The organism is Leptolyngbya sp. NK1-12 (genome assembly GCF_032598965.1).
GTDB lineage: Bacteria > Cyanobacteriota > Cyanobacteriia > Elainellales > Elainellaceae > Elainella.
Genome location: NZ_CP053586.1, coordinates 3,466,168 through 3,484,953, shown reverse-complemented (window position 1 = coordinate 3,484,953; position 18,786 = coordinate 3,466,168). Strand labels below are relative to the sequence as shown.

18 protein-coding genes are annotated in these 18,786 nt (G+C 51.6%); 11 read left to right on the top strand and 7 right to left on the bottom strand.

Features of this window, described 5'->3' with window-relative positions; all coding sequences use genetic code 11:
• Positions 1-514 precede the first annotated feature (514 nt).
• Positions 515-3,529 carry an EAL domain-containing protein gene (locus HJG54_RS14650; RefSeq protein ID WP_316429514.1) on the bottom strand — a complete coding sequence of 1,005 codons (3,015 nt, stop codon included), beginning with the start codon at positions 3,527-3,529 and terminating at the stop codon, positions 515-517.
• A 409-nt stretch (positions 3,530-3,938) separates the two neighbouring features.
• Here HJG54_RS14650 and HJG54_RS14645 point away from each other — a divergent pair, with 409 nt between their 5' ends.
• The 3 genes from HJG54_RS14645 (at position 3,939) to HJG54_RS14635 (ending at position 5,959) form a co-directional block, all read left to right on the top strand.
• Positions 3,939-4,661, top strand: a complete 723-nt coding sequence (locus HJG54_RS14645) for a pyridoxine 5'-phosphate synthase (RefSeq protein ID WP_036006079.1) — start codon at positions 3,939-3,941, stop codon at positions 4,659-4,661.
• Between the two features lie 233 nt (positions 4,662-4,894).
• Complete coding sequence (locus tag HJG54_RS14640; RefSeq protein ID WP_036006077.1) at positions 4,895-5,224, top strand: MgPME-cyclase complex family protein; 330 nt, start codon at positions 4,895-4,897, stop codon at positions 5,222-5,224.
• A 45-nt stretch (positions 5,225-5,269) separates the two neighbouring features.
• Positions 5,270-5,959 (top strand): hypothetical protein, encoded by a 690-nt coding sequence (locus tag HJG54_RS14635; protein ID WP_316429513.1) that lies wholly within the window; start codon positions 5,270-5,272, stop codon positions 5,957-5,959.
• Positions 5,960-6,007: 48 nt separating this feature from the next.
• Here HJG54_RS14635 and HJG54_RS14630 read toward each other — a convergent pair whose 3' ends face one another.
• The 3 genes from HJG54_RS14630 to folD form a co-directional block, all read right to left on the bottom strand.
• Entirely contained in the window at positions 6,008-6,463 is a 456-nt protein-coding gene (locus tag HJG54_RS14630; protein ID WP_036006073.1) for a divergent PAP2 family protein, read from the bottom strand.
• Positions 6,464-6,603: 140 nt separating this feature from the next.
• Positions 6,604-7,548 carry a geranylgeranyl diphosphate synthase CrtE gene (gene crtE, locus HJG54_RS14625; protein WP_316429511.1) on the bottom strand — a complete coding sequence of 315 codons (945 nt, stop codon included), beginning with the start codon at positions 7,546-7,548 and terminating at the stop codon, positions 6,604-6,606.
• Between the two features lie 6 nt (positions 7,549-7,554).
• Positions 7,555-8,436: a bifunctional methylenetetrahydrofolate dehydrogenase/methenyltetrahydrofolate cyclohydrolase FolD gene (folD, locus tag HJG54_RS14620; protein ID WP_036006071.1), complete on the bottom strand. Its 882-nt coding sequence runs from the start codon at positions 8,434-8,436 to the stop codon at positions 7,555-7,557.
• A 248-nt stretch (positions 8,437-8,684) separates the two neighbouring features.
• Here folD and HJG54_RS14615 point away from each other — a divergent pair, with 248 nt between their 5' ends.
• The 6 genes from HJG54_RS14615 to rdgB all read left to right on the top strand — a co-directional run bounded on the left by HJG54_RS14615 (position 8,685) and on the right by rdgB (position 14,639).
• On the top strand, positions 8,685-9,128 hold the full coding sequence (locus HJG54_RS14615; RefSeq protein ID WP_316429509.1) for a hypothetical protein: 444 nt from the start codon (positions 8,685-8,687) through the stop codon (positions 9,126-9,128).
• Between the two features lie 29 nt (positions 9,129-9,157).
• Positions 9,158-9,658 (top strand): NUDIX hydrolase, encoded by a 501-nt coding sequence (locus HJG54_RS14610; RefSeq protein ID WP_316429508.1) that lies wholly within the window; start codon positions 9,158-9,160, stop codon positions 9,656-9,658.
• A 5-nt stretch (positions 9,659-9,663) separates the two neighbouring features.
• Positions 9,664-10,428, top strand: coding sequence for a M48 family metallopeptidase (locus tag HJG54_RS14605; protein WP_036006069.1), 765 nt, complete (start codon positions 9,664-9,666; stop codon positions 10,426-10,428).
• Positions 10,429-10,680: 252 nt separating this feature from the next.
• Positions 10,681-12,414: a sensor domain-containing diguanylate cyclase gene (locus tag HJG54_RS14600; protein ID WP_316429505.1), complete on the top strand. Its 1,734-nt coding sequence runs from the start codon at positions 10,681-10,683 to the stop codon at positions 12,412-12,414.
• 131 nt (positions 12,415-12,545) lie between these two features.
• Complete coding sequence (locus tag HJG54_RS14595; RefSeq protein WP_316429503.1) at positions 12,546-14,021, top strand: phosphoglucomutase/phosphomannomutase family protein; 1,476 nt, start codon at positions 12,546-12,548, stop codon at positions 14,019-14,021.
• A 24-nt stretch (positions 14,022-14,045) separates the two neighbouring features.
• Positions 14,046-14,639: an RdgB/HAM1 family non-canonical purine NTP pyrophosphatase gene (rdgB, locus tag HJG54_RS14590; protein ID WP_316429501.1), complete on the top strand. Its 594-nt coding sequence runs from the start codon at positions 14,046-14,048 to the stop codon at positions 14,637-14,639.
• 357 nt (positions 14,640-14,996) lie between these two features.
• On the opposite strand, the gene HJG54_RS14585 is transcribed toward rdgB, so the two are convergent.
• The gene (locus HJG54_RS14585; RefSeq protein ID WP_036006065.1) at positions 14,997-15,335 is read right to left on the bottom strand and encodes a P-II family nitrogen regulator; all 339 of its coding nucleotides are present in this window, start codon (positions 15,333-15,335) and stop codon (positions 14,997-14,999) included.
• Between the two features lie 182 nt (positions 15,336-15,517).
• Positions 15,518-15,922: an NIL domain-containing protein gene (locus tag HJG54_RS14580; RefSeq protein WP_036006064.1), complete on the bottom strand. Its 405-nt coding sequence runs from the start codon at positions 15,920-15,922 to the stop codon at positions 15,518-15,520.
• A 93-nt stretch (positions 15,923-16,015) separates the two neighbouring features.
• Here HJG54_RS14580 and HJG54_RS14575 point away from each other — a divergent pair, with 93 nt between their 5' ends.
• Together HJG54_RS14575 and HJG54_RS14570 are read left to right on the top strand one after the other, a co-directional pair.
• Entirely contained in the window at positions 16,016-16,624 is a 609-nt protein-coding gene (locus HJG54_RS14575; protein ID WP_316429498.1) for a thioredoxin family protein, read from the top strand.
• 112 nt (positions 16,625-16,736) lie between these two features.
• The gene (locus HJG54_RS14570; RefSeq protein ID WP_316429497.1) at positions 16,737-17,531 is read left to right on the top strand and encodes an SAM hydrolase/SAM-dependent halogenase family protein; all 795 of its coding nucleotides are present in this window, start codon (positions 16,737-16,739) and stop codon (positions 17,529-17,531) included.
• A 70-nt stretch (positions 17,532-17,601) separates the two neighbouring features.
• On the opposite strand, the gene HJG54_RS14565 is transcribed toward HJG54_RS14570, so the two are convergent.
• Positions 17,602-18,687, bottom strand: a complete 1,086-nt coding sequence (locus HJG54_RS14565; protein WP_316429496.1) for a PPC domain-containing protein — start codon at positions 18,685-18,687, stop codon at positions 17,602-17,604.
• Between the last annotated feature and the right edge of the window lie 99 nt (positions 18,688-18,786).

Here is an 18,786-nt window from a genome sequence, read left to right as displayed (position 1 = left end):
TAGAGCGCGATTTGAAGTAGGTCGCATCATTGTGCGCTATGGGGGGGTAGGGTTGTCAATGCCGGGCAATTATGCCAAGTCAAGCTCTAAAAAAAGTAGTGAACGATAGAATCAGGGTTCTGGCTCATTTTTGTTACTTTTCTAAACATAAACTCAGGACGGGGCCGCCTCTCATAGGCATAGCCACAATTTCCCCAATAAATTGGCAAACCCTAGCCGTTGCGTAGACACCTGTGGAAAACAACCTGCCGGTTGTGGAAAAGTCAGCGAACGCTGTGGAAAGGTTGTGGAATACTTGGGGAAAATCAACTGTAGTAATAAAAATTGTTAAGTGACGGTCAAAAACCACCCCAAAAATCAGCGCTTCACGCTAGCTAATCAGCCATTAGCCTGCTTGGAATGGATCGTCTCAAGTTTTTTCAGAATCAGCCAGCTAGGTCAGCATTTGATTACATATCGCAAACTAGCCCAGAGATTGGGCAGCCGCGATAGAACAGTTAAATTGACTGCTGTTTTACCTATCAGCAGTCGATTGCTTGGTCAGCATCGACTGTTTTGCTAATAGCTGGGTTGTAGCCTCTACATCCAGGGGTTTGTAAAAGAAAAAGCCTTGCCCATATTCACAGCCCATTTCTCGCAGTCGAGTTGCTTGGGATTCGGTTTCAACCCCCTCTGCTACCACATCCATGCGCAGGTTATGAGCTAACGCCAGGATAGTCCGCACAATTTCCAAGTTGCCATGACAATCATCTAGGCGGTCCACAAAGGAGCGGTCAATTTTCAGCGTGGTTAACGGAAAGCGCGGCAGATAGCTGAGCGAAGAGTAGCCAGTGCCGAAGTCATCGATCGCCAGTCGAATGCCCAAGGTCCGCAGTTGGTATAGCACATCCACCACACTCGCCACATTTTCCATCACCATGCTTTCGGTTAGCTCCAGTTTCAGGTAAGTCGGCTCCAGATCGGTTTCTTGCAGAATCTGCTGGATCTTCTCGGTCAAACCTGCCATCGAGAACTGCTTACTAGAGAGGTTGACACTCATTACCAACGCCATTTCAGGAAATAGCCGCCGCCACTGGCTCATTTGGCGACAGGCAGTTCGCAACACCCACCAACTCAACGGAATAATTAACCCAGTCTCTTCGGCCATTGAGATGAAGCGGGACGGGAACAGAAGACCCTGTTCTGCATGCTGCCAACGCACCAGAGCTTCAAAGCCAGTCACCTGCCCTGTGGATAGGCGGACAATCGGCTGATAGTAGAGTTCTAGCTCGGGATAGCGTTCGGAGGTAACGCTGAGACTGGGATCGGCAGGAGTTGCAATGTCTTTTGTGGCAGAAGTAGAAGCCTTAGATTCTGATGCTTTCGGTGCTCCAGATAGCTCCTTTAATTCAGCAGCTTGCTGCTTGTTCCGATCGGAAGATAGTGGTTCAACCGCAAGAGTAGCTTGACTTTGGCGTTCGCCTTCTGCAATTGCTCGCCGCAAATCGCTCTCTAGCCTTAGCTTCACTAGCATGCCAGTACGCATACTTTTGTCGAATACTAGATAGCTAGCTCGCCCCATTGCCTTAGCACGATACATGGCTGTACCCGCATCCCTGAGTAAATGCTCTGGCTTGTGGTAGTGGTTAGCGCTGAGGGCAATGCCAATACTGGCTGTTACAAAAACTTCGTGGTCGTCTAGGCTAAACGGACATGCCAGCACTTGCTGAATTTGCTCGGCTATCTGAATGGCGTCGTTGGCATCCTGAATTGATTTGAGCAGAATCGCAAACTCATCCTCTCCCAGCCTTGCAACCACCTCAGTGGGTGATAAAACCGACTGAAGACGCTGAGCAATAGCCACCAGCAACCGATCCCCCACACTACTGCCTAGACTGTTGTTCACCAGCTTGAACTGGTCAAGATCCAGCCAAAGAATCGCGAATCGCAGACGACTATCCTGCTGGGATTGGTTGATAGTCTGCTGGAGGTCATGCACGAAGCCGGTCCAGCTTGGCAAATTTGTCAGGCGATCGAAGAAGGTGCTGCGCCATAGCTCTTCTTCAGCTTGCTTTTGGGCTGTGATATCAGTCTGAGAGCCAACGAGTCGCTCGGCGATGCCTTCAGGGTTGTAAACGGCCAGTGCACGGCTTTGCATCCAGTGATAGCTGCCATCTCCATGCAGCAGCCGGTATTCGTGCTCAAAATGGGAACCTACCCCTTGCAAATAGGCTGCAATAGCCGACTCCAACCCAGGTCGATCCAGCGGATGTACTCGATCTAGCCAATCCTGCGGTCGATCGCCCAACTCGTCTGGGTCGTAGCCCATCATTTGTTTCCAACGAGGCGAAAAATAGAAGCGATTGGTTTTTAGATCCCAATCCCAAACGCCCTCGTTAAAGCCTTGCATCATCAGGGCATAGCGAGTCTCATTGCGACGCAAATTCTGAAATGTCAGCAGAAATTTAGTGATTAGTAGCGTTATGCCTGTCAAACCAAACCACAGGATCGGCGTGGCAACGGGTAGCCAAATATTGGCCGTAAATTCAATCCAACTCAAGCCAACCCAAGCTCCGCAAAGTCCGCTCCAGAGCAACAGTTGATAAAACCAACGCCAGTGAACGGTCCCACTCAACACTACCAGATTCACAATCAGCAGCATACCGCTCGTTTTCAAGCGTGAGGCATAGACCAAAAAGTTTTGCTGCAACAGGTTGCTGATCAGCGTGGCATGGAGATAAACCGAGTGGTTGAGACGCTGAAACGGGGTTGGTAAACCATCTTTCCCCGTTAGACCTACCAAAACAATTTTGTTGCGCAACCGTTGAGGCGGCACTTCCCCGGCCATGACGGCAGCAAGCGGATAATGGGCCGCCTGCTGCAGCGAATGCCAGTTGAGCCAGATTTGGCGAGTGGGTGGTTTGGGCAGTGATACTGAGGTGGCGTAGGAGGTATAAACCTGAGCGGCAGCCATTCCCAACGTTGGGGTACCTGCAATCTCTGTGGTCACAAAGCGGGTCACACCATCTGCGTCGGCAGCATAGTGAATATGCCCGATAGCGCTCGCTGTCTGAATTAAAGCTGGACTCGATAAGATTGGCTGATTGTTGAGGTCCCAGGCCTGGGCTAGTACCACTCGGCCCTGTTGAGTCATAGCCGCTGCTAACTCTGCATCTTCAGCATCTACTCCAGGAAACAAAACATCCAGGGCGATTACAGCCGGTTCTGATACGGCTAGGCGATTAATCAGCGCTGCATACAGTTGGCGTGACCAAGGAGAAACGTTGAGCTGCTGTAAACTTGCTTCATCGATTTCAATAATCGCGATGGACTGGTTCCACGGCAATGCTCCTCGCCATTGAAACAAAGCATTATAGGACCAGTGCTCTAAAAGCTGCCCCACACCAACCTGCCACAGCATCAATACCATTAAAGTGGCTAGGGTCAGAGCTAAACCTTGCTGCCAGTAAGTGCCAAACCATTGGTGAACTTGGTGGTGAATCTGGAAGCCGAAATTGGAAACCTGCTGCCGTTTAAGTGAAAATCTCATGAAATTGGGTTTGGTTGCAATGAACGACAGTGCCTTGCCCTCTGACAATTTTTGTAACGAATTGCTGGAGCACGGCGCTTGACTCTCGGTAGACCAACCCCACGGGAACAGGATGGGGACGGGAAATAACCTATTGTTTGGGAATTCTGACTTGTAATCAGTGATCCCATCCCGTAGTTTCGACCAATCGATCTGTTGCACCCTGCTCTCAGCGTAACAACCTCAAGGGGGTTGCAGAAAGGCTTTACCATCGCAGCTTTACTAAATCAAAGGCAAATCAAACAGCAAAATGAAGCAAGCCGAAACAATGACATCGATGTAAAGAGTGAATGAAAATACCAACTTCACTCCGCACTCCCAACCCATCATGTAAAATCTAAGGCGATCGTTGAGGCATGGAGACACGAGATTGCCTACTTTAGGGGTCAACATTGACCACATTGCAACCATTCGACAAGCACGGCGGACGGTAGAACCCGATCCGGTTGGGGCGGCGGTGCTGGCAGAATTAGCGGGCGCTGATGGAATTACCGTACACCTACGAGAAGACCGACGCCATATTCAGGACCGAGATGTGCGTCTGCTGCGCCAAACGGTGAGAACCCACCTCAACCTGGAAATGGCTGCCACCGACGAAATGGTGGCGATTGCCCTAGACATTCACCCTGACTACGTAACGTTAGTTCCCGAACGCCGAGAGGAAGTCACAACCGAGGGGGGATTAGATGTAGCCAGCCAGCTAGAGCGAATGAAGCAGGTGGTTGGCAAGCTGCAAACCGCCGGCATTCCCGTTAGTTTGTTTATTGACGCCGATGAGCAGCAAATTCAGGCTGCCGCTACCACTCAGGCCGTATTCATTGAACTACACACCGGCCAATATGCCGAAGCCACCGACGAGCAAAGTCAATCAAAAGAATTGGCGATTTTGGCTGCAGGATGTGCCCAGGCGATTGCCAGTGGCCTCCGGGTGAATGCGGGACATGGCCTCACCTACTGGAATGTCTACCCTGTCGCTTGTTTGGAAGGCATGGAAGAACTCAATATCGGGCACACCATCATCAGCCGTGCAGTTTTAGTCGGTCTAGAGCGAGCGGTTCGTGAAATGAAACAAGCAATGCGCGGAGAATTGTGATAGTAAGTGGTAGGTATGAGTTCTAAGTTTTGAGTTCTAAGTTTTGAGTTTTAAGTTGCAAAGCTCAAGTAAAAGCTGACTTGAGTTTGGCCAGCCTCTGTAAATAGGCTAGGCAACCAACTTAAGAAACATTGAAAAACAAGTGACGAAACTCTGCCGTCGGACTTGACGAAAACTCAAAACTTCAACCTTAAATTCGAAAGCCAACGCTCAAACCTCAAATCTGAGTTACCATGCAAACCTATTACTATGTTTTGGCGAGTCAGCGCTACATTCTAGAAGAAGAACCCACCGAGGAAGTACTGCGAGAGCGCGTGCGGCACTATCAAGAGCAGGAAAAAGAGCTGGATTTTTGGTTGATTCACCAACCCGCTTTTTTAGAAGCACCTGAAATGGCAGCCGTGAAAGCGCAGTGTCCTCAGCCAGCAGTGGCGATTGTGTCTACCAATCACTCGTTTATCACTTGGTTAAAACTTCGTCTAGAGTATGTGATCACCGGTGAGTTTCAAGCTCCTTCAGAGACGATTCCTGATCCGTTGGCTTCGCTGGTGCCGTCAGCTTGAGGGCTACGGTTGATCAGTTGATTGTTGTGGTTGAGGCATGGCGCTATGCAAGAGTTCAAAGGCTGGTATGGTATCGGACTAGGGTCACTGCTGCTGGGATTGGTGAGCCTGTCTTGGCCTCATCGGGCTGTGGCTCAAGCTTTGCCAGACTGTCAGCCGCCCCAACCGAACGAATTTTTGCTGCTGGTGCCCAATCCCCAACCCGACACTCAGGCTCAATTGCGAAATCTACTGCCCTCCAACGCGGTGTTGACTCCCTGCAACTATTTCAACAGTCCGGTGGTGCGGGTGGAAGGGTTTGCCAGTGCTGACATCGCTACGGCTTGGGCACAATACTTGGCCGATATGGCACAACTACAAGCTTATGTCGCTCGTCCTGCTGCTGGCTCCATGGCGGCCACTCCCCCCACTCCTAATGCCGGCGGCACCAGCTCACCCGTTTCTCCTGCCGCTGCCGCTCCAGCCGCCGCTGCATACAATCCACAGCCATTGGGCACTGGTTTTGCTGTTGTGGTCAACTACTTCAACAAGCCGGAAATTGCTGCTACGGTCCGGCAGGTGACGGCACGTGATGTCGGCTTGGTCGCTTTTGAGCAGCAGCCCTACCTGCTAGCCAGCCACACAACCGATGCTGCTGCCGCCTCTACACTGTTGCGTACTCTCAGCGAACGCGGTTTAACGGCCGCAATTGTCGATAGCCGGCGGGCTGTTTTGTTAACACCGGCAGTGAAGTAGGTTCCATTGGATCCCAGATGTCAGGCAGGGGGCAGGAGTTTATTAGTATTAGTAGGCGGGAGCGGCGATCCAGGAAACTAAGACTCCTAGGGCTGAGCCGGCGAATACCTGAACTGGAGTATGGCCTAGTAGCTCTTTCAAGCGATCCTCATTAAAGGTCGAGTTTTCGCGGAAAAATTCATCGACAATTTGGTTCAGAATTCGAGCTTGCTTACCAGCTGCCTGCCGCACGCCAGCCGCATCGTACATGACGATAATCGCAAACACAAAGGCAATGGCAAACTCCGCGCTGGCCCATCCCATCGTTTGTCCGACTCCGGTCGCCAAGGCTGTGACCAAAGCCGAATGAGCGCTTGGCATGCCGCCCGTTTCTACCAGCGTCCGAAAGGTGACCTTGCCATGCCGCACGAGTTCAATCAAGAGTTTCAGGACTTGGGCAAGCAAACAAGCAATCAGAGCAATCGTCAAAATGTGGTTATCAAAAATGGTGCTTATGTCCTGCATAGTTTGGGGTTAGATAGACTGCGGGCTGTTGTAGCTAGATGGCAAACGGATGGTGGTTCGACGAACTGGTCACTCGACTCTTGACTCGATAATCCGGTAATCAAATTGCAGGTTGCCACAACCTACAAGGGCAGCTTGGGTTAGTGCTTACGCGCTGTGATGTATTCGGCCAGCGCCATCAACGGATAGGCTAGCTCTCCAAAGCAGGACAGTTCAGCCTTGGCTTCGGCAATCAGCTGAGCTGCCTGACGGCGGGATTCTTCAATACCCCAAAGACTGGGATAGGTAACTTTTTGTGCTTGCAGATCCTTGCCGGCAGTTTTGCCTAACTCAGCCTGGGTTGCCGTGATATCTAAAACATCGTCAATGATTTGAAACGCCAAGCCAATATTTTGCGCATAACGAGCCAACCGCTGCAGTTCTGCCTCAGTGGCCCCAGCCAACATTGCCCCACAGAGTACCGAAGCTTCCAGCAATGCGCCGGTTTTGTGGCGATGGATAAAATTGAGCGTGTCTAGCGAGACGTTGGATTGACCTTCGCATTCCAGATCCACAATTTGCCCGCCCACCAGACCGGCAGCTCCCACCGCTCGGCCCAATTTGGCAATTACTTGCAGCACTCGTTCGGGTGGCACGTTTTGGGTTTGGCTGGCAATAAATTCAAACGCATAGGCGAGCAAGCCATCGCCTGCCAAAATCGCCACATCTTCACCATAAACTTTATGGTTGGTGAGTTTGCCGCGACGGTAGTCATCGTTATCCATCGATGGCAAATCATCGTGGATCAGCGACATCGTGTGGATCATTTCTAGGGCGCAGGCGGTTGGAAGCGCGATTTCGATAGTTCCGCCCACTAGCTCGCTGGCCGCCAAGCAGAGAATAGGCCGGAGCCGCTTGCCGCCTGCCATCAACGAATAGCGCATTGCCTCGTAAATTTTTTCCGGGTAGACCACATTGATCGACTGGTCCAGAGCCGATTCAACAATGGCCTGACGTTCTTGCAGGTAGGCTTTCAGGTCGAATGCTGTTAGATCAGATGCTTGCGCGTTTGCTACCACAGTTCCTCGTTCGATTGAGCTTGTCATAGGATCTCACTTCTCCCGCCCAGCCACACACCGTTGGCGGTAACTCCATACTGTATTGTCCAATAGCATGGTCACAGTCATCGGTCCAATTCCACCGGGAACTGGTGTGATCCAGGCTGCCACATCACGGACGCTTTCAAATTCTACATCGCCAACTAACCGCCCCTTGCCAGTTTCGGGATTAACAACTCGATTGATCCCCACATCTACAACTACGGCATCTGGTTTTACCATCTCTGCCGTAATCAGATTGGTACGTCCCACTGCCGCCACCAAAATGTCGGCATCCCTGGCTATGGCGGTCAAATCCTGACTGCGAGAGTGGGCGATGGTAACCGTGGCATCTTCGGCCAGCAGCATCAGGGCCAGCGGTTTGCCCACCAAGATACTGCGCCCAATCACAACAGCTTTTTTGCCCTTGAGATCTATGCGATATTCCTGCAGCAGGCGCATCACGCCAGCCGGTGTACAGCTCCGCAGTCCTGGTTCACCCCGCACCAACCGGCCTAGATTGGTGGGATGGAGGCCATCGGCATCTTTGTTCGGATCGATCTGATTCAGCAGCCCTACCGAGTCGAGATGGTCAGGCAGAGGCAACTGCACCAGAATGCCATCAACTCGCTCATCTTGATTCAGCGCCTGGATCGTCTGCTCTAGCTCAGCCTGAGTTGTTTGCGTCGGAAAATGTTTGCCAAAGGAGGCAATTCCGACCCGTTCGCACGCCTGCTCTTTGTTGCGCACATAAGCCGCACTGGCCGGGTTATCGCCTACCATTAACACTGCCAACCCAGGCGGACGGCCTACCTGTTGCTGTAGGTGCTGTACCTGTTCTGCTAATTCTGCCTGCATCTTGGCAGCGAGAGCCTTGCCATCCAATAAACCTGTCATGAGCACACGCTATAGGAGTGAGAACAAATGGATTGAGAAACAATAAATTTAGCCCGTGAGTGTTTCACCTGCAACCATCCCAACTCCATCAATCTTGATTGAGCGATCAAAACCTTACAGCGATTAAAAATCGCCCGTCTAATTTTAGTCTCTCAGACTTTGGTTCCGCTGAAGTTTTTCCAGCGTAGAGAATCGGTCAAGCTAGAGAACGGTAACAGGAATTTTTTCGTGCCTTTTTTCGTGCCTTTATGAGTGGTTCCCTCATCCGCTTTACAAGGGGCTTTACAACTAGTAGCTCTACTAGTGGCTCCATTACTAGCTCTACAAGCCGTCTATCTCGCCGTCCCAGTTTGTTAATTTTTTTGTCTGCCTTCGTTCTATGCAGCAGCCTGAGCGGCTGTCGCCATGTTTCCATCATCCAGAGTGTACAGGCTAACCCCCATCGCAACTGGTTCAACTCCACGGTCTATCTTCAGGGAACGGTGAGTGATCAAGCCCCTTTGGTCAAAGGACAGCTTTATGAACTCAAAGACAGTACGGGTAAAGTCTGGGTGCTCAGCCCTACGAACAACCTCAAACTCGGCGATCAGATTCGGATCAAGGGCCAAGTGCGCTACGAGGTGATTGAGATTGCTGGCCAAAACTTAGGAGAAGTTTACATTGAAGAACAGCAGCAGTTGCCGCCCGATTAACCAGCTCAGCAGATGGAACCCCTTGCTTAATGAATTCCCAATCACCCGAACCAATTGAGGCCAAAATTTCTAGCTACGACACCTCTCGACCAGCCGCCGCTGTCGCCATTCTCTACCGAAACAATCAGTTCCTGCTGCAACTGCGAGATGACTACCCCGATATCCGCTATCCCGGACAGTGGGCCTTTTTTGGCGGTCATGTGGAGACAGGAGAGCCACCCATTGCTGCAGTCCAGCGGGAGCTACAGGAAGAAATTGGCTATACCCCACCCCAAATTCAGCACTTTTGCTCCTACCAGACCGATGCCCAAATTATTCGCCATGTGTTTTATGCACCTCTCACCGTCAATCCGGAAGAATTGCTGCTGAGCGAAGGACAAGACCTAGGGTTGTCTACCATAGAAGAAGTTCACCAAGGTTATCGTTTCTCAGTTCGCATTCAGCAACACCGCCCTTTGGCAAAACCCCATCGCCAAATTCTGCTAGATTTTCTCCAGAGGCACAGAAACGAAACCCGATTGATTCAGTAACGGAGATGGCAACGGCAAAAACCTCCAAACCCAAGTCCTACCGCGTGCGCGAGAGTGCGCGAGCCAAACATGTCAGCATCAAGATCTCCCATCTTGGTGAGGTGGAAGTTGTCGTTCCCGTCGGCTTTGACCAACGTCAACTTCCCGACATTATTCGCAAACGGCAGGACTGGATTGCAAAAACAATTCAGCGGATTGTCGCAGAACGGCAGTCCGTTTCATCCGGTCTACTTGAACCACCACTGGGACAGATCCTACCGGATAGCTTGGGCTTACGCGCCCTAGCAGAGCAATGGCGGATCCATTACGAACCAACCGCTAGTCCCCATGTGATTGTCACCAAATCGGTACCCCATGCTTTAGTGCTACGGGGAGCTGTCGATCAGCCACAGTTGTGCCATCGTGCCCTGAAGCAATGGCTAAAGCGCAAAGCAGAAGTGCATCTCATTCCGTGGCTGCGGCAAACTAGCCAAGACGTGGTGCTTCCGTTCAATCGAGCAGCCGTGCGGGGGCAAAAAACCTTGTGGGCAAGCTGTTCGATTAAGGCCAACATCAGCCTCAACTACAAGCTGCTGTTTCTGCCGCCCCACTTGGTTCGCTATGTGTTCATCCATGAGCTGTGCCATACGGTGCACCTCAACCACTCGCGCAAATTTTGGGCACTGGTCGCCGAGAAAGAAGCGGACTATAAGCAAATTGACAGCGAATTGAATAAAGCCTGGATTTACATTCCCGAATGGGTCGAGCGAGGAGACAGCGACGATGAGTGAACCATTAACTTGAAGTCTCGCTGGTAGAAAGGGGTAGAAACTGGAGTAGATGAGCATAGAAACAGAGAAAGCAAATCCCTATACTGGGGCTAACGGGCACCTGGTATAGCTTTGACACTGAGGCGGGCATTCTGGAATTGTTACGTTGAATTGGGATCTCATTGAACGGCTACCTTATCGGACTTGTTCGTTCACCAGTTCGGTTCAGCAGTGCTGAAGTCGCGCCCAAGCTACCATTCCAGAGGACATCGCATGAAGCCAAGCTGGAAACATTTCTACCCCCAGATTAAGACGGCTGTTCTCAATCTAGACTCGCTAGACTCACTGCTCCAGCAAGCGGTCGAAAAAATAATTGCGCTTTATCAAGCAGAATGCCTGCTGTGGTCGGGGTTGGAGTTGGGCGTTGCCGATGCGCTACGAGTGTTTACAACGCCAGCTACAGCCAATCGCTATGCTGCCAGCCTGGGGTTTGCTTACCCGCCACCACCCCTACCCCACTGGGGAGGAACTGAACCCCACGATACGGCTGTGCGCCAATTTCGTCCCCGATCCCTACCCCACTGGCTACTCGATCAGCAGAATTTGCCCCAGCTTTTGCAACTCGAGACCGGAGAGCTGATTATCCCGATCACGAATCGGGGCAGCTTGTTTGAGTCAGATGCGGCTGGGTGCACCACAGCCAATTCGCTTCAGTTTGTCGTGCAATTGTTTCGCTCAACCGCTCCCCTACCCCATTCAACAGATGCACCCATAGAGACAAGCTCAATTGCTGGCTCAACGGCATCGATGACCACCGCCACCAACTGCACCGTACCGATTCAGGGCTGGAGCTTAACAGAACTGGAATCCTTGGAAATCATTTGCAGCCAGTTGGGGTTGGCCTACAGTGCCCTCTACTGGCGACAACGGCTAGAACAATCCCGTCAGCAGGCGGCCTTGGTGGGGCGCATCTCGCATTTGCTCAACTCAACCCTCAACCCAGATGAAATTGTCGGACGAATTGTCGCAGAACTGGGGCTGGGGCTGCACTGCGATCGCTCAATTTTGGTCGATCTGCGGCATGATCCGGTTAATACCCTGGCCGTATGGGATCATCCAGGACAGGAATTGCCTCCCCTAGACCAGCGCCAAATCCGCCAAGCTTACTGGCAAAACGTAATCGAGATGTTTATGCAAGGCGGAGCCAGCTATCTGCAGATGGGCCTAAATGAGCCAGCGGCAGATCCCCTACAAATTTGGCTACACGACATTGGCGCTCAGTCAGTGCTGGTAGTGCCGCTATTTATTCAGGAGCAATTTTTCGGTGGCGTAGCGCTGCTCGCGTACCAGCACCAGCGGACTTACTTGATCGACGAGCTACAAACCATTCGACAGGTGGCCGATCAGGCAGCCATTGCCCTTACCAATGCACAGCATTACCAACGGCTGTGGCGCAGGCAAGAAGCGCTGAGAATGCAGAATAACTCGCTGCAGCGCGCGATTCTGCGGGATGAACTGACCCAGTTAATGAATCGTCGTTCCCTAGAGCGCGAGCTAGAACAGCTCAGTATGGCTGCCATTTGGTCGATGCATCCTCCCTTTTGCATCATCGTTTGCGATATTGACTACTTCAAGCATGTCAACGATGCCCATGGCCACTTGACTGGAGATGAGGTACTGCAAGAAGTGGCTCAGCGGCTGCAAGGCCAACTCCGACGTGGCACACCGGCCTACCGCTATGGTGGGGAAGAATTTGTGATCATCCTCACCGATACGCCACTCGATCAGGCAGTCGAAGTTTCTGAGCGGCTGCGACGAGCTATGCGATCTGCGCCCTTTGTTACAAAAGCCGGTGCGCTAGAAGTTTCTGCCAGTTTTGGGATTGCCCAACAAGATCCCAGTTGCGACCACTCAGCCTGGGACGTTCTGCAACGTGCCGACAAAGCCCTCTACGAAGCCAAACGGCAAGGTCGCGACCGAGTTTATGCCCTCGAAACACAAGGCTAACCTCAAAACTTATATTTACCTCTCCCTGATGTAGTTGATTGCAACCGTAAAAATTGATGGTCGGCTGGTTGCCGGGTACACTCAAACCAGCGTTACGATTTTTAACTAGGATCTCTAAACTTACTGAACTTATGGCTGCCCCTATTTCTCCTGCGTCTCTGGCCGCAAAACCGATTGCCTTTGGTACCGACGGTTGGCGCGGTGTCATTGCCGCTGATTTTACCTTCGAGCGGGTGGTGCGGGTCGCCCCCTTGGCCGCATTGGCCTTAGCGCAGACCTATGGCGATACTATCAACAGCCGTACCATCATCGTGGGCTACGACCGGCGCTTCCTGTCGGAGGAATTCGCGAAAGCTGCCGCCGATGCGGTCAGTGCTGCCGGGTTTGAGGTGTTCTTGTCGGAAACCTACGCACCCACTCCGGCCTTTAGTTGGGCTGCCAAACAGCAAAACGCCCTAGGCGCACTGGTAATTACTGCTAGCCACAATCCTGGCATGTACTCTGGCCTCAAGGTGAAGGGTGGATTTGGTGGATCGGTTCCTCCCGAAGTAACGCAAAAAATCGAGGCGATGTTGCAGTCAGATCAAACTGTAGAGAGCAGACTAGAGGGCAAGGCAACCGCGATCCAAACCTTTGATCCCTGGCAGAGCTACTGCAATGGCTTACGCACCAAAGTCGATATTGCAGCGATTCAAGCCGCGATTGCCAGCGGCCAGCTGACAGTCTTTGCAGACGTGATGCATGGAGCAGCGGCCACTGGGCTAGCTCGACTGTTGGGAGATGGGATTCGCGAGCTAAACAGTAACCGCGATCCGCTATTCGAAGGCGGTGCGCCTGAACCCCTGCCCCGCTATCTGGGAAGCATGTTCGACACAATTAAAACCTACCGACAGCAATCGGCGTCTGATCTGGTGGTTGGGCTAGTATTTGATGGCGATAGCGACCGGGTAGCAGCAGTCGATGGGCAAGGAAATTTCCTCAGCTCCCAAATTCTTATCCCGATCCTGATCGAACACTTGGCAGTACATCGTGGCTACAGCGGTGAGGTGATCAAAACTATCAGCGGCTCCAACCTGATTCCAAAAGTCGCTGAATTATACCATTTGCCCGTATACCAAACGCCCATCGGCTACAAATACATTGCTGACCGGATGCTAGAAGCTCAGGTGCTGTTAGGCGGCGAAGAATCAGGCGGGATTGGCTACGGCCATCATATTCCGGAACGAGATGCTTTGCTTTCGGCCCTATATGTCCTGGAAGCAGTGGTGCAGTCCGGTAAAGACTTGAGCGACCTCTACAGAGAACTTCAGCAAAAAACGAACTACACCTCCACCTACGACCGGATTGACCTGCCGCTTGCCAGTATGGAGGTGCGCACCCGATTGCTGAACCAATTGCAAACCCAGCCGCCAACCGAGATTGCTGGTCAAGCGGTTCTAGATTGTTTATCAATTGACGGCTATAAATTCCAGTTGGCCGATCAAAGCTGGTTACTGATTCGCTTTAGCGGCACCGAACCGGTTCTGCGTCTCTACTCCGAAGCCCTGACTCTAGACGAAGCCCATCGCAATCTCAACTGGGCCAAAGACTGGGCTAACTCGATCTAAACGCATTCCCCATCTACCTTACCTATGCCCCAGCTCGTAGTCGCCACTAGCAACCCTGGCAAGCTGAAGGAAATGCAAGCCTACCTCACCGATCCCGAACTAGCAGAGTGGAAGCTAATTCTGAAACCTGAAGGATTGGAAATCGAAGAAACCGGCACTACCTTTCTAGAAAACGCCTGCCTCAAGGCAACTCAGGTGGCTCATGCCCTGGGCAAATGGGCAATCGCCGATGATTCGGGACTATCGGTTGAGGCATTGAATGGTGCACCCGGACTCTACTCGGCCCGCTATGCCGCAACCGATCAAGCTCGAATTCAGCGGCTGTTATCGGAATTACAGGATGTAGAAAACCGCTCGGCCTGGTTTACTTGCGCCATTGCTATCGCTCGTCCCGATGGTTCTATTGCCTTGCAGACCGAAGGAATCTGTCCAGGAGAAATTTTGCGAGAAGCGAGAGGCAGTGGTGGATTTGGCTACGATCCAGTGTTCTATGTTCCAGAACAAGGCTTGACGTTTGCCGAAATGCCATCTGCCCTGAAACACACCATTAGCCATCGAGGGCGCGCTTTTCAAGCCTTGCTGCCAAAACTTAAAGAAGTTTTGAGTTCTCAGTTTTGAGTTTTGAGTTCTCAGTTTTGAGTTTTGAGCTGAGGTGTTGAGCTAAGCTGCATTCAAGTTGCAAGTTTAGAAGGAACCTAGAATCCTGCCTAACTCAGGACTAGTCACTCAAAACTCTTTAGAAGCTGTTTGAACAGGATTTTCTCGTCTGGATCCGCCTCCTCTTCTGGGATGCCCGCAGGTTCTGGGATGCCCGCAGGTTCTAGGATGCCCACAGGGCCATAATCCCTCGTTGGCAGAGACTTTGAACAGCGATGGCCGAGAAAATCCCCCATTCTGGGGGATTTAGGGGGCTTTTCAAACGGATTCTTAGAGTCATTTCTAACTCAAAACTCAACCCTCAAAACTCAAAACTCCTTAGATAGCTTCTTGGTTCTTCTCGCCAGTCCGGATACGGATAATTTGATCAACCGGTGAGACAAAGATTTTGCCATCGCCAATTTCGCCAGTCCGAGCTGCCGCAATAATCTTGTCAACGACCATATCGAGCTGATCATCTTCGACCACGATTTCTACCTTCAGCTTTTGCAGAAATTCCACCGTATATTCTGAGCCACGATAGCGCTCGGTTTGGCCCTTCTGACGCCCGAAACCACGCACCTCAGAAACGGTCATGCCCACAATCCCTGCGTTGACTAAGGCAATCTTGACCTCATCGAGCTTAAACGGACGAATAATCGCTTCAACTTTCTTCATTGACTCCGTCACTCCCTATCTAATCTATTGCTATGGATGGAATAACCTGATTGTTTCTACCACCGTCAGGAAAATAGGTTTTGTACTATAAGCTACGTTTGAGTGTTACGCAACTGTTCCCTACAATTTTGCCATTAGTTGTAAATTAAGTTGAGCTTCTGAAGTGAGCTTTCCACCGGAGACTACAGATTGGTCGAAATTGCCTGCACTGGACAGGTAGGAATGCACTGCTCACACACAATACAGCGGGAGCGGGTAAAGTTGAGGCGAAAAGTTTGGGGATCCAGGCTGAGGGCTTCGGTGGGACAAACCCCTGTGCAAAGGCCACAGTGCACGCAAACCTCTTCATCGATAAAAATTTCCCGACTGGCAGGCGAGATGCCAATATCCTGAGACCGCATCCATTCCATCGCCGCATCGAGCTGATCGATATCTCCCGACAGTTCCACCACCAGCATTCCAACTTGATTGGGGGTAATCTGGGCGCGGAAGATGTTGGCAGCGACATTGAAATCCTTCGCCAATCGATAGGTTACAGGCATATGCACTGCCCGCTTCGGAAAAATTAGAGTGACGCGCTTTTTCACACCCCGGCCTCCTAAACCAAATCTGTTTGTAAGCTAATATCAGTACAGTTATGTGAGCCTTGTGGCGATTGTTGCCGTTTTTCTGACAGCCTTATGACTGCTAATTCACCTACTCCTCAGTCTACTCAGCCAACCGACCAAGCTGCTGTATCCACAATGCAACGCCTACGCAATTTGATTATTGTGCTGGTGGCAGTGGGGCTGAGCGTAGCCGTGTTTCTGGGTGTACAAACGGGGAGCAACACTGGCTCCTTGGCGGCTATGGCAAAGACTGCCACTCCATTAGAAACCGCGCTTACCAATCAAAAACCCAGCCTGATTGAGTTTTATGCTGACTGGTGTACGTCCTGTCAGGCGATGGCAAAGGACATGAGCGACCTGAAGCAGGAGTACGGCGATCAGGTGAATTTCGTCATGCTGAATGTTGATAACAACAAATGGCTGCCCGAAATGCTGCACTATCGAGTGGAAGCCATTCCCCACTTTGTTTTTCTCAACCGCACGGGTGAGTCAATCGCAGCCACAATTGGAGAGCAACCCCGTCCAATCATGGCCGCCAACCTAGACGCCCTCGTAACCGACGCCCCCTTGCCTTATATTCAGCAACGAGGCCGCATTTCTCAAGTTGAAGCGCCGGTTGCTCCTAAAGCTAGTGCTGGTGAGGATCCGCGCAGTCATGGAGCACAGGTCGTTCCTCAGTAATTATCAGGGTCACTGGATTACTGGATCCTCAATCACTAGTATTACCAGTCATTAGCATCAGCCAGAATCAAGTAGCCGTGACAGGTACCGTAACAAGTAATCGTAAGCGGTGATGGAATTGGAAAGACAAGCGCCCGTGATTACCTTATTGACCGATTTTGGTCTCAACGATGTCTATGTGGGCGTACTCAAGGGCGTGATTGCCCAGATTAACCCTGCTCTAACAGTTGTCGATCTAACTCACCAAATTCCGCCCCAAAATATTGCTGCGGCTCAGTTCAATCTGCTCAACGCCTACCCCTATTTCCCGGCTGGAACCGTGCATGTTGCGGTGGTGGATCCAGGTGTAGGAGGCGCACGTCGCTCAATTGCTTTAGAACTATCCGATGGCTTTTTGGTTGGTCCCGATAACGGTATTTTTACAGGTCTACTGGCTCAACGAACTATTCTCCATGCCGTTGAACTGACCAATACCGAATATTGGCGTGTACTGCAACCCAGCAACACCTTTCATGGACGCGATATCTTCGCTTCGGTTGCGGCTCACCTCGCCAATGGAGTACCGCTTTTGAATTTAGGAGCGCCCTTCGACCCTGCCACGCTAGTGAAGCTGCCGTTGGCAACCTGCACTCCAACCCCAACTGGATTCAGCGGCAATATTCAATACATTGATCGGTTTGGCAACGCCATTACCAACATTCCAGGTGACTTCGTACAGGGCAAACGCTGGTCCGTTACCCTCGGAAAGCGAACGATCCCCGGCTGTCGTACCTACTCTGAGGCCGCGCCCGGTCAACCGCTAGCACTAATTGGCAGTCACGGCTGGGTCGAAATTGCCATCAATGGCGGTGATGCCCAGTTTCAGCTCCGCCTCAATTGGCATGATACGGTGCAAGTCGTCACCTGATTAGCCAAATTGCAGACACTGCCGGGAAATATTAACGAATCCAGTTAAACAGGTGCCACCCCGATCATATTCAGCTGGGATCTGCTGCCATGACCAGGCTATAGTTTACAAACCTGGCCGTTGTAGAAACCTGAACAATGTAGGTGCCTGCCGCAAGTGTTTTGTTCTCGATGGCTAAACCGGCACCACTGCCTGCTGTTTTTTGTTCCTCTAAAATCGTGTTGACGTTATCCCGCAGGCGTAGCGTCACTTCTCCGTTCAGCAAGTTGCCGTTTGGGCCAGTCAGTCTTAGGTTGAAACGACTTTTGGGGACAGTGAACTTGTAATAATCTTGCTGATCGCCAATGCCAACAAAGTCTTGAAATAGGCTATTGCTAGCATCAAGACTGACAATTTGGGCCGCATTGGGTGTGTTGCCCGCTCGGTCGGGAATTGCCGTAGTAGATAGGGTGAGCTGGTAGTTGGTTTCGTCTCTGGTGGGGTTGGCCGGTTCCACCTGAATAAAGTAATTGCCGGCGGCGAGGGGTTCCTCAAACCGGAAGCCGATTCGACCGTTGCTGGTTCGTTGCCTCACGACTCGCAGGGAACTGTCGCGAATCTTGATGGTGACATTGCCAGTCAACAAATCGCTATTTTCGCCGGTTAGCGCTAAACTCAACTGGCCGGTGGGAAACCCAAATCCACCCACACTGAAGGCATAGTAGTCGCTGCGGTCTTCTGCGCCAATAAACTCGCCGACCTGGGTTGGAGTGGAGGTGAGATCCAGAAAGCGAGGAGTGCTGGCCGTATTGCCAGAATCAGGAATGGGCGTGGTATTGGCCCGCAGCCGAAACCGGCTCCACTTGCCTCTGGCCAACACAGGACGCAGAAAATAGGTCCCAGGAGCTAAGCCTTTCACCTCAATCAATTCCGGACGATTGGCTAACCGCCGCGATGCTGCAATCACCGTTTCGCCCGTACTATCAAGCAGTTCCAGGTTTACGTTGGTATTGAATCGGGTATTGCCTAACCGGGCAATCAAATTACTGCGGGCTGCAAACCTGACTCGAAATGCTTTGGGCTGCTTGTCTTTTTCGAGTAAACCGCGAATCTCTTTGGAAACACCACGATTAAAGCTAAGCGGGGAAAAGCCTGAGTGCGACAAGGACTTCAACATGGTTTTTCAGCCATCATCAGAGCAGGGAAGATAGGGCCTAGACGGTTAACTACCGGCCTGCGACCGTACCTAGATCTCTAATCGATAACCTGAGACTGA

Coding starts and splice junctions, on each gene's coding strand:
- HJG54_RS14650 (WP_316429514.1), bottom strand. CDS start 3,529: ATGAGATTTTCACTTAAACGGCAGCAGGTTTCCAATTTCGGCTTCCAG.
- HJG54_RS14640 (WP_036006077.1), top strand. CDS start 4,895: ATGCAAACCTATTACTATGTTTTGGCGAGTCAGCGCTACATTCTAGAA.
- HJG54_RS14635 (WP_316429513.1), top strand. CDS start 5,270: ATGCAAGAGTTCAAAGGCTGGTATGGTATCGGACTAGGGTCACTGCTG.
- HJG54_RS14630 (WP_036006073.1), bottom strand. CDS start 6,463: ATGCAGGACATAAGCACCATTTTTGATAACCACATTTTGACGATTGCT.
- crtE (WP_316429511.1), bottom strand. CDS start 7,548: ATGACAAGCTCAATCGAACGAGGAACTGTGGTAGCAAACGCGCAAGCA.
- folD (WP_036006071.1), bottom strand. CDS start 8,436: ATGACAGGTTTATTGGATGGCAAGGCTCTCGCTGCCAAGATGCAGGCA.
- HJG54_RS14615 (WP_316429509.1), top strand. CDS start 8,685: ATGAGTGGTTCCCTCATCCGCTTTACAAGGGGCTTTACAACTAGTAGC.
- HJG54_RS14610 (WP_316429508.1), top strand. CDS start 9,158: ATGAATTCCCAATCACCCGAACCAATTGAGGCCAAAATTTCTAGCTAC.
- HJG54_RS14605 (WP_036006069.1), top strand. CDS start 9,664: ATGGCAACGGCAAAAACCTCCAAACCCAAGTCCTACCGCGTGCGCGAG.
- HJG54_RS14600 (WP_316429505.1), top strand. CDS start 10,681: ATGAAGCCAAGCTGGAAACATTTCTACCCCCAGATTAAGACGGCTGTT.
- HJG54_RS14595 (WP_316429503.1), top strand. CDS start 12,546: ATGGCTGCCCCTATTTCTCCTGCGTCTCTGGCCGCAAAACCGATTGCC.
- rdgB (WP_316429501.1), top strand. CDS start 14,046: ATGCCCCAGCTCGTAGTCGCCACTAGCAACCCTGGCAAGCTGAAGGAA.
- HJG54_RS14585 (WP_036006065.1), bottom strand. CDS start 15,335: ATGAAGAAAGTTGAAGCGATTATTCGTCCGTTTAAGCTCGATGAGGTC.
- HJG54_RS14575 (WP_316429498.1), top strand. CDS start 16,016: ATGACTGCTAATTCACCTACTCCTCAGTCTACTCAGCCAACCGACCAA.
- HJG54_RS14570 (WP_316429497.1), top strand. CDS start 16,737: ATGGAATTGGAAAGACAAGCGCCCGTGATTACCTTATTGACCGATTTT.
- HJG54_RS14565 (WP_316429496.1), bottom strand. CDS start 18,687: ATGTTGAAGTCCTTGTCGCACTCAGGCTTTTCCCCGCTTAGCTTTAAT.